7 protein-coding genes are annotated in these 8,664 nt (G+C 64.9%); 4 read left to right on the top strand and 3 right to left on the bottom strand.

The annotated features are described in order from the left end of the window. Positions 1 to 267 (bottom strand): PPE family protein (locus A5645_RS03560; RefSeq protein WP_155767828.1); only part of this gene is annotated, 267 nt, incomplete at its 3' end. Between the two features lie 24 nt (positions 268 to 291). Continuing rightward, on the bottom strand, positions 292 to 1,311 hold the full coding sequence (locus A5645_RS28490) for a beta strand repeat-containing protein (protein WP_253866844.1): 1,020 nt from the start codon (positions 1,309 to 1,311) through the stop codon (positions 292 to 294). Between A5645_RS28490 and A5645_RS03550 the strand changes: the two genes are divergently transcribed. The 3 genes from A5645_RS03550 (at position 1,267) to A5645_RS03540 (ending at position 5,864) form a co-directional block, all read left to right on the top strand. Next, positions 1,267 to 3,000 carry a PPE domain-containing protein gene (locus A5645_RS03550; protein ID WP_253866843.1) on the top strand — a complete coding sequence of 578 codons (1,734 nt, stop codon included), beginning with the start codon at positions 1,267 to 1,269 and terminating at the stop codon, positions 2,998 to 3,000. The two genes, A5645_RS28490 and A5645_RS03550, sit on opposite strands and share 45 nt — an antisense overlap. Positions 3,001 to 3,233: 233 nt before the next feature. Beyond that, positions 3,234 to 4,412, top strand: a complete 1,179-nt coding sequence (locus A5645_RS03545; RefSeq protein ID WP_065036519.1) for a PPE family protein — start codon at positions 3,234 to 3,236, stop codon at positions 4,410 to 4,412. Between the two features lie 267 nt (positions 4,413 to 4,679). Beyond that, a complete protein-coding gene (locus tag A5645_RS03540; protein WP_065036520.1) occupies positions 4,680 to 5,864 on the top strand; it encodes a PPE family protein in 1,185 nt (394 codons plus the stop codon). Between the two features lie 18 nt (positions 5,865 to 5,882). Here the strand turns inward: A5645_RS03540 and A5645_RS03535 are convergent, their stop codons facing one another. Next, a complete protein-coding gene (locus A5645_RS03535; RefSeq protein WP_081288136.1) occupies positions 5,883 to 6,674 on the bottom strand; it encodes a GAP family protein in 792 nt (263 codons plus the stop codon). A 393-nt stretch (positions 6,675 to 7,067) separates the two neighbouring features. On the opposite strand from A5645_RS03535, the gene A5645_RS03530 reads away from it, so the two are divergent. Beyond that, complete coding sequence (locus A5645_RS03530; protein ID WP_065036522.1) at positions 7,068 to 8,603, top strand: phospholipase C; 1,536 nt, start codon at positions 7,068 to 7,070, stop codon at positions 8,601 to 8,603. Positions 8,604 to 8,664: the final 61 nt, after the last annotated feature.

Raw genomic sequence — 8,664 nt, 5'->3', positions numbered from 1 at the left:
GAAGAAGCCGATGTTGCCGATGCCGGCGTTCGCCGCCCCCAACCACCCCGCATACGGCACCGCCGCAGCCGCCATCGCCGACGCCGCCGCACCCTGCCACACCTGATCCACCAACGACCCCGTCACCGACGCAAACGACTCCGCCGCCAACCCCAACTCATCAGCCAACCCCGACCACGCCCCCGCAGCCGCCAACATCGGCGCCGAACCCGCACCAGAAAACATCCGCAACGAATTAATCTCCGGCGGCAATACCGAGAAATTCATATCGAAACGCCCTTCGGATTGCGGTCAGCGAAAGAAGCCAGATTGCCCCGTGCCGGAATTGAAGCCACCCGAATTGTCATCGCCGGAGTTCAGGAGGCCAGAGCCGTTGTTGCCAGAATTCGAGTAACCCGCAAGGTCATTTCCTGAGTTGGAGATTCCCGCATTGTTCGTGCCCACATTCGAGAAGCCGGAGTTATAACCGGGAACCATCAGGGTGCCGCCCAAATTTGCATAACCGGAATTCCCGACGCCAGAGTTGTAGAAGCCGGAGTTCAGGCCGCCGTTGGGGTCGCTGTGTCCCCACCCCGAGTTGCCGGTGCCCGCGTTGCCGAACCCGGAATTGAGTACCGGTTGATCCACCGCGCTGAAGAAACCGGTGTTGAGGTTGCCCGAGTTGAACCCGCCGGTATTGGTGTTGCCCGAATTGAACGCTCCGGTGTTGACATGACCCGAGTTGAAGAGCCCGGTGTTGGAGTCGCCGGAGTTGAACAAGCCGGTGTTGCCCGCCCCCGCATTTCCCAGACCGGTGTTGCCCCAGCCGACGTTGAAGCTGCCGGAATTCCCGTTCCCGGCATCACCGATGCCCAGGTTCGCATTCCCTGCGCTGCCGATGCCGGTATTGGAGTTGCCCGAGTGCCAGAACCCGGTGTTGAAGCTGCCCGAATTTCCGAAACCGGTGTTGCCGTTGCCGGAGTTGAAGAAGCCGACGTTGCCGTCGCCCGAGTTGAAGAAGCCGACGTTGTTGTTACCCGAATTGAACAGACCAAAGTTTCCGCTGCCGACGTTCAGCGAGCCGAAGCCGAACTTTCCATCGCCGGAAAGCCCGAAGCCGATGTTGTTGTTGCCCTTGTTCCCGAACCCGATGTTTCCGGTCCCCAGGTTCCCGAAGCCGAAGTTGCTGCCGCCGAGATTTCCGCTGCCGAGATTGAAGTCGCCGACGTTCCCGCTGCCGAAGGACACGTCGCCGATGTTGCCGCTGCCGAAGTTGATGGTGCCGAAATTGCCGCTGCCCAGATTGAGGCTGCCGATGTTGCCACTGCCGATATTGCCGCTACCGAAGTTGCCGCTACCGAAGTTGTAGTCACCGGCGTTGCCCAGGCCGGTGTTGGCGGTCCCGATGTTGCCGCTGCCCCAGTTCTCACCGCCGAAGTTGCCGCTGCCCAGGTTCCAGCCGCCGATGTTCCCGCTGCCGAGCAGGTTCAGGTCGCCGATATTGCCACTGCCGATGTTGAAGGTGCCGAGGTTTCCCAAACCCAGATTCAGGCTCAGGCGGTGGCGGGGGCGTTTGAGGCGGCGCGGGCGGCGACGGTGCATCCGGTGGTGGTGGCGGCGAATCGGGATGTGTTTGTGCAGTTGGTGTTGTCGAATGTGTTTGGTCAGAATGCGCCGGCTATTGCTGCTGCTGAGGGTGTGTATGAGCAGATGTGGGCTGCTGATGTAGCGGCGATGGTGGGGTATCACGGTGGGGTGTCGGCGGCGGCTGCGGCGTTGTCGTCGTGGCAGGGGGCGCTGGCCGGCCTACCCGGGCTGCCCGCAGCGGCCGCTCAGGCCGTCGCCGCCGTACCGGCCCAGCTGCAGGGAATCAACCTGGGGCTTGGGAATATCGGCTCCCTCAACATCGGCAGCGGCAACATCGGTGAGACGAACCTGGGCAGCGGCAACACCGGAAACGCGAACCTGGGCAGCGGCAATTCCGGCAGCCAGAACCTAGGCAGCGGAAATATCGGTGGCAGCAACGTCGGAAGCGGCAATATCGGCAGCACCAATGTCGGCAGCGGGAATATCGGCAACAGCAACTTCGGCAGCGGAAACAGCGGCAGCTCGAACGTGGGCGGCGGCAATTCCGGCAGTGGCAACATCGGCTTCGGCAACACCGGCTCGGGCAACTTCGGCTTCGGCAACACCGGCAACAACAACATCGGCTTCGGTCTCACCGGCGACAACCAAATCGGCTTCGGCCCTTTGAATTCCGGCAGCGGGAACATCGGCTTCGGTAACTCCGGCACCGGAAACGTCGGCTTTTTCAACTCGGGCACCGGCAACGTCGGGATCGGCAGCTCCGGCGTGGGCAACTCCGGTTTCGGCAACGCCGGCAGCATCAACACCGGATTCTGGAACGCCGGCAACACCAACACCGGGGCGGCGAACGCCGGATCCGGCAACTTCGGCTTCTTCGACTCCGGCAACTTCAACGCGGGCAGCTTCAATTCCGGCGACTCGAACACCAGTTTCGGCAATGCCGGCAACGTCAATAGCGGTTTCCTGAACGGCGGCGACGTCAACTCCGGCTTCGGCAACTCGGGCAACGTCAATACCGGATTCGCAAACGCCGGTAATGCCAACACCGGAGCCTTCAACACCGGCAATCTCAACACCGGATTCTTCAGTTCGGTGACCCAGCCGGGCCCTAACTCCGGATTCGGCAATGAGGGCACCGGCAACTCCGGCTTCGGGCACAACGATCCGTCAAGCCGTGGCAACTCTGGCATACAGAACGTGGGCTTCGGCAATTCTGGCTACGTGAACACCAGCACCACGCTGCTGCTGGGCGGTAACTCGGGGATGCTCAACACCGGTTACGGAAACGCAGGCGTCTACAACGCGGCTGTCCAGAACGCGGGCTTCTTCATTGCCGGAATCATGTCCTCGGGCATTCTTACCTCCGGAATCGGAAGTTCTGGTCTGTTTGTCTCAGGAAACGCGCTCTCCGGAATATTCAAGGGTTTCTTTTGACGCTGAAAGCGACGCTTTTCGGCAAGGCATTCTGTCCAATGAATTGACAAAGAGTGGAACAGATGCTCCATCGTGCATGGGTTTCGGCTCCCGACGGCACCCAATGCCTACGAAAGATTCGGTGAAACTACAGCTTTTGCCTGTGATTTGGCTTACGATCCAGCCATGGGTTGCTGTATGCGTCGGAGCAGCCCAGGTTGGGTTTGCGACAGCTGGCAGGGTTGGGAGTTCCGATGATTCTGGATTTTGCGTGGTTGCCGCCGGAGATCAACTCCGCGCGGATCTTCGCCGGGGCGGGGTCCGGACCGTTGCACGCGGCGGCGGCGGCCTGGGAAGGGCTGGCCGCAGACCTGGCCGCGTCTGCATCTTCGTTTGATTCGGTGATCGTCGGATTAGCCAGTGGCCCGTGGGCGGGCCCGGCGTCGGCGTCGATGGCTGCCGCGGCGACGCCGTACGTCGGGTGGCTGAGCGACGCGGCGGCGCAGGCGCAGCTGGCGGCGGGTCAGGCCCGTGCGGCGGCGACCGCGTTCGAGACGGCGTTGACGGCGACCGTGCATCCGGCAGCCGTGACGGCCAACCGGGTGTCGCTGGCGACGTTGATCGCGACGAACTTCCTCGGTCTGAATACGCCGGCGATTTTCGCCAACGAATTCGACTACCTCGAGATGTGGGCCCAGGACGTCGCCGCGATGATCGGCTACCAGGGCGGCGCCACCGCGGTCGCCGCGAGCCTGTCGCCGTTCAGTCTCCCGCCGGTGAACCTCGCGGGACTCGCGGCGGGCACCGGCGCACAGGTCGCCGCCCTGGCCACGTCGGCCTCGGCCGCGGTGAGCCCGATGGTGCAGGGTGCGCTGTCGGCGGCGCCGGCCTTGGTGGCGGGTGTGCAGTCGCTGGCGTCCGGAGCTCCGGTGCAGGCGATCATGTCGGCGGTTCAGATGGGCGCGATGCCGGCCAGCATGCTGATGGGTCCGCTGATGCAGCTCGGTTCGACGGCCAACGCGGGCGCCAGCGCGGCAGGACTGGCCGGTGCGACCGCAGCCGACGTGCCGAAGTTCGTCGGCGACATCGCCCCGGCGGCCAGGGGCCTGGGTGGCGCGGCCGGCCTGGGTGCCGGCATGGCGGGCGATATGGGCAAGGCTCATCTGGTCGGCGCGATGTCGGTGCCTCCCACCTGGCAGGGCTCAGTGCCCAAGGCAATGGCCAGCGGGGCGATGAGCGGGCTGGGCGGCATGCCGAGCGCGGCCTCGTTGGCCCAAGGTGCTCCCGCCGGCGGTATGGGCATGATGCCGATGCCCATGGGCATGGGCGGGGCCGGCGCAGGCATGCCCGGCGGCATGATGGGCCGCGGCGGTGCGGCCGCGCACGTGGTGCAGAACCGCCCGAGCGTGATCCCGCGTACCGGCGTGGGATAGCCACGCCGGGTTCGGTCCGCGCAGCCTGGATCCCGCCATAGCTGGCCAAGGATGCGCGCAATTGCTGCACGGACCTCGCCGGGAACCGAATATACTGATCGAGTAACCAACTCGATCCTCGGCGCGAATACCTAGTATCGGGATTTTGGTTAAAAGTCAGACTTTTTGTGTGGATTGAATTACGATCCGGCCTCGGGCCGTTTGTTTTCGGGCCGAGTGGTAAGAGCACGTTGGTGCCGTTGACGCGGCTGGTTGGTTGGGGATGCGATGATTTTGGACTTTGCGTGGTTGCCGCCGGAGATCAACTCGGCCCGGATCTTTGCCGGTGACGGAGCGGGCACTTTGCACGCGGCGGCGACAGCATGGGAGAGTCTGGCGGCCGAGCTGGCAGCCGCAGCGTCGTCGTTTGACTCCGTGATCGTCGGCTTGGCCAGTGGCCCGTGGGCGGGGCCGGCGTCGGCGTCGATGGCTGCCGCGGCGACTCCCTACGTCGGCTGGATGACGGACGCGTCGACCCAGGCACTGTTGGCGGCGGGTCAGGCCCGTGCGGCGGCGAGCGCGTTCGAGACGGCGCTGACCGCGACGGTGCATCCGGCAGTGGTGACGGCGAACCGGGTGTCCCTGGCGACGTTGATCGCGACGAACTTCCTCGGCCTGAATACGCCGGCGATTTTCGCCAACGAATTCGACTACGTCGAGATGTGGGCCCAGGACGTCGCCGCAATGATCGGCTACCACGGCGGCGCGACCGCGGTGGCCGCGTCCATTACGCCGTTTGCCGTGCCGCCGCTCGACCTGGCCGGCCTAGCGGCGGGCATTGGCGCCCAGGCCGCCGGATTGGCGACGTCGGCGTCGGCCGCCGTCAGCCCGCTGGTTCAGGGTGCGACCGTAGCCGCGCCGGCCTTGGTGGCGGGTGTGCAGTCGCTGGCGTCCGGGGCGCCGGTGCAGGCGGTCATGTCGGCGGTTCAGATGGGTGCGATGCCGGCCAGCATGCTGATGGGTCCGTTGATGCAGCTCGGTTCGACGGCCAACGCGGGCGCCAGCGCCGCGGGACTGGCCGGTGCGACGGCAGCCGACGTGCCGAAGTTCGTCGGCGACATCGCCCCGGCGGCCAAGGGCCTCGGTGGAGTCGGTGGCCTCGGCGCGGGCATGGCGGGCGATCTCGGTAAGGCGCATCTGGTCGGCGCCATGTCGGTGCCCCCGACCTGGCAGGGCTCGATACCCAAGGGCATGACCAGCGCGGCCATGTCAGGTCTGGGTGTCAACGCCGCGGAGATGGCGCAAGCCGCCGGGGCGGCCGGTACCGGCGGTATGCCGATGATGCCGATGCCGATGGGCATGGGCGGCGGTGCCGGTGGCGGCATGCCGGGCGGCATGATGGGCCGCGGCGGCGCGAGTCCCCACGTGGTGCAGAACCGCCCGAGCGTGATTCCGCGCTCCGGCGTCGGATAAACCCGGCTCCGAGCCGGTTCAGGCGTGGCCGATGCCGCGCGTCATCAGAAGCACACCCAGCAAGCCGATCATGACGGCGAAGACCTGCTGCCGACGGGCACTGGTCCAGCCGTCGACCGCAGCCATGATGCGGTCCGTCTTCGCCGGGGCAGCCAGTCGACTGAGCAGCGGAAGTTCGACGAAGCTCAGCGCAATCAGGATGTACATGCCCGACGCAACAATCTGTGCGGCGGTCGCGACGCCCGACGCCACGATGGCGGTTAAAGCCGCCAGCAATCGGAAATCGACCAGCATCCCCACTCCAAGTGCGAAGCTTGCCTTCACCGGCCTGGCCTGCAGCGCGCCCTGAACCCGCGTCAGCAATCGAGACGGTGATGCACCCCCGCCGGGCATGCCCACCCGCATACCCTGCCGCGGCGCGAGTCCCACAGCGATCGCGGCGACGAGCAGTGCCAGCGCACCCATCGCGATCTGCACATGTCCGGCGGCCGAAGTGGCCGCGGCGGCCTGCACCCGATGCACCGCCGCGAGCGTCGCGTCGCGCAGACCGAACAGCACACCGGCAGCAACTCCTGCGCTTATCGCCATGCCGCCGAGCCAGAACGCGATAAGTGGTCGCAGTGACTGCGCCCGCGCCGACAATGCCACGCTGACGCCGATCCGGACCGGGTCTGCGGTCGCCACAAGAGCTAACACCAGCACCGTGCACCACATGCGTCGGGACGCTACAACCGCAGGCGGGTCGAGCGGAACCCATTCGGCCGCACCCAATTTCCCGATCACAGCCCGGTAACCCGAGCTGTTCCACATTCCTAACACCCCACTAAGAATCGCGGCGTATCCCGCAGGGCTCTCGTTGGCGGTTCGACCGCTGCTGACCTCGTGCAATCCGGCATGAAACAACGAGGAGCGCAGGATGCGAAAAAGCCGTATGAGGAATCGATTAGGAATGTGGGATTCAATAAATTTTTCCGCTGCACTCGATATTCGGCCGCTTTTTGCGCCCTGGCGCTCTCCGAGCGGCTGCAAGTCCCGACCTTCGATGCGCCGATGCTCGCGGGAGCTCTCGCCGACTTTGCTACAGGTCTTAATCGGCGTGCGACACGCCGGTTCGCGTATCGCGGCTGTCCAGGTTCGTAACTATACCGTGATCTGAAATTGCGCAGGAAGGCAGAGGCAGTGATCGAAAACCCCTTACGGGGAATGTCGCGTCGGGAGTTTATGGCAAAGCTCACCGGCGCCGGTGCGGCAGCGTTGCTGACCGACTTCGCTGCCCCAGTCATCGAAAAGGCTTACGGCGCAGGCCCGTGTTCCGGACATTTGACCGACATCGAACACATTGTGTTGTTGATGCAGGAGAACCGGTCATTCGACCATTACTTCGGCACGCTATCCGGAACTCGGGGATTCAACGACCCGTCACCCGCTTTCAGCCAGAAAGGGTGGAACCCCGCGAGTCAGTCGCTGGACCCGGCCGGGATCACCATGCCGTTCCGCCTCGACACGACGCGCGGGCCCCTGCTCGACGGCGAGTGCGTCAACGACCCCGAGCACCAATGGGCCGCCATGCACCATTCCTGGAACGGCGGCGCGAACGACAACTGGCTGCCGGCGCAGGCCGAGACCCGCACGGGGCCTTACGTCCCGATGACGATGGGCTACTACACCCGCAAAGACATCCCGATCCACTACCTGCTGGCCGACACGTTCACAATGTGCGACGGCTACCACTGCTCGCTGCTGACCGGCACACTGCCGAACCGGTTGTACTGGTTGAGCGCCTGGAACGACCCGGCCGGCGTCGCCGGCGGCCCTCAACTCGTTGAACCCGGCTTTCTACCCCTGCATCAATACAGCTGGACCATCATGCCGGAGAACCTCGAACAGGCCGGGGTCAGCTGGAAGGTCTATCAGAACAAGGACGCCGGGCGATTCATCAATACACCCATCAGCAACAACGGACTGGTTCAGGCGTTCAAGCAGTCCGGTGACCCGCGGTCGAATCTGGCCCGGTACGGCATCGCGCCGAGCTATCCGATGGACTTCGCCGCCGACGTCAAAGCCAACCGGCTGCCCAAGGTCTCCTGGCTCGTCCCCAACTTCATCCAGTCGGAACATCCGGCCCTGCCGGTCGCGCTCGGGGCGGTGGCCATGGTGACGGCGTTGCGGATCCTGTTGTCCAACCCCGCGGTGTGGGAGAAGACCGCGCTGATCATCAGTTATGACGAAAACGGCGGGTTCTTCGACCACGTCGTCCCGCCGACCGCGCCACCCGGCACCCCCGGCGAATGGGTCACGGTGCCCGACATCAACCAGGTCGCTGGATCCGGTGGTATTCGCGGTCCACTGGGCTTGGGGTTTCGCGTCCCGTGCCTGGTCATCTCGCCCTGGAGTCGCGGCGGCCTAATGGCGCACGAGACCTTCGACCACACCTCTCAACTGAAATTGATCCGCGCCCGGTTCGGTGTCCCCGTCCCCAACCTGACCGCGTGGCGCGACAGTGTGGTGGGGGACATGACCTCGACATTCAATTTCGGGACCCCGCCCAACCCGTCGAAGCCGCACCTGAGCCACCCGTTGTTGGCGGCCGTGCCGAAGTTGCCGCAATGCATCCCGAACGTGGTGCTGGGCACCACCGACGGCGTGCTGCCGGCGATTCCCTACCGGGTGCCGTTTCCGCAAAGCATGCCCACGCAGGAAACCCAGCCGGTCCGCGGAATTCCCAGCGGCCTCTGCTGAGCAAACAAAAGAACGCCGTAACCACGAATTGATCGGGGAATGGCCCTAAAAAGCCGTCCAC

The sequence above is a fragment of the Mycobacterium asiaticum genome, assembly GCF_001673635.1.
Classification (GTDB): domain Bacteria; phylum Actinomycetota; class Actinomycetes; order Mycobacteriales; family Mycobacteriaceae; genus Mycobacterium; species Mycobacterium asiaticum_C.
This window is presented reverse-complemented; position numbering and strand designations above follow the sequence as displayed.

Excerpts from the sequence above, each read along its gene's own strand:
- A5645_RS03545 (WP_065036519.1), top strand. The coding sequence starts at position 3,234 with ATGATTCTGGATTTTGCGTGGTTGCCGCCGGAGATCAACTCCGCGCGG.
- A5645_RS03535 (WP_081288136.1), bottom strand. The coding sequence starts at position 6,674 with ATGTGGAACAGCTCGGGTTACCGGGCTGTGATCGGGAAATTGGGTGCG.
- A5645_RS03530 (WP_065036522.1), top strand. The coding sequence starts at position 7,068 with ATGTCGCGTCGGGAGTTTATGGCAAAGCTCACCGGCGCCGGTGCGGCA.
- A5645_RS03540 (WP_065036520.1), top strand. The coding sequence starts at position 4,680 with ATGATTTTGGACTTTGCGTGGTTGCCGCCGGAGATCAACTCGGCCCGG.